The 942-nt window shown below is 52.2% G+C and carries 1 protein-coding gene, 2 tRNA genes and 2 rRNA genes; all 5 read left to right on the top strand.

The annotated features are described in order from the left end of the window. A 16S ribosomal RNA gene (locus DRI82_RS23695) occupies positions 1–107 on the top strand; the annotation flags it as partial. A gap of 75 nt (positions 108–182) precedes the next feature. Beyond that, positions 183–259 (top strand) — tRNA-Ile (locus tag DRI82_RS23690). A gap of 152 nt (positions 260–411) precedes the next feature. Continuing rightward, a tRNA-Ala gene (locus tag DRI82_RS23685) sits at positions 412–487 on the top strand. Between the two features lie 137 nt (positions 488–624). Beyond that, positions 625–846 (top strand): hypothetical protein, encoded by a 222-nt coding sequence (locus tag DRI82_RS24175; RefSeq protein ID WP_211317717.1) that lies wholly within the window; start codon positions 625–627, stop codon positions 844–846. Continuing rightward, positions 833–942 (top strand): 23S ribosomal RNA (locus tag DRI82_RS23680); the annotation flags it as partial. The genes DRI82_RS24175 and DRI82_RS23680, both read left to right, overlap by 14 nt.

Genomic DNA, 942 nt, shown 5'->3' with positions numbered 1-942 from the left:
TAGGTAGCTTAACCTTCGGGAGGGCGCTTACCACTTTGTGATTCATGACTGGGGTGAAGTCGTAACAAGGTAACCGTAGGGGAACCTGCGGTTGGATCACCTCCTTACCTAGAGATGTTAGACTGTGCAGTGCCCACAACAGATTGTCTGATGAAGAAATTAACGAGCAGAAACATCTCTATAGGCTTGTAGCTCAGGTGGTTAGAGCGCACCCCTGATAAGGGTGAGGTCGGTGGTTCAAGTCCACTCAGGCCTACCAAATTCGCCCTCATGCTGCGTTATGCGCGCGGTCGTTTACCCAAGTAAACTTCCCTTCCGCATGCCTTGCCTGAGCACGAATTGACAGATTTTCCGACAGGAAAAGGCTGTGATTCGGCGAGCGGTAGTAAAGGTCTCTGCGAGTGACTGTATGGGGCTATAGCTCAGCTGGGAGAGCGCCTGCCTTGCACGCAGGAGGTCAGCGGTTCGATCCCGCTTAGCTCCACCATATCCGTCCCTCGAAAAGAATATTTCAGAGCATATTGGCGACAATGTGCTGCGATATATTATTGCTCTTTAACAATCTGGAACAAGCTGAAAATTGAAACGACACAGCTGAACACATCCCTCCGTAGAAGTACCGGGATGTGGTTTTTGTTGTGTCAGAGTCTCTCAAATAATCACAGCGCGACAGGCAGTTCGATGTTGCAGCGTGAGCGAGAAGCCAGCCAGCAAGGCGTACCGCGCACAGCCTACCGCAATGGACTTGATGTCCATGAGGATGGCGAGCACGGAACAACGCAGCAGGGTGGGTTCGCAGCCACGCCAGTAACGAAACACCTTCGGGTTGTGAGGTTAAGCGACTAAGCGTACACGGTGGATGCCTAGGCAGTCAGAGGCGATGAAGGGCGTGCTAATCTGCGAAAAGCGTCGGCAAGGTGATATGAACCGTTATACCCGACG

Origin of the sequence: Edaphovirga cremea, from assembly GCF_003332275.1 — a bacterium.
Taxonomy (GTDB): Bacteria; Pseudomonadota; Gammaproteobacteria; order Enterobacterales; family Enterobacteriaceae; genus Edaphovirga; species Edaphovirga cremea.
The sequence above is the reverse complement of the archived record's forward strand: the minus strand, read 5'-3'. Positions and strand labels throughout refer to the sequence as shown.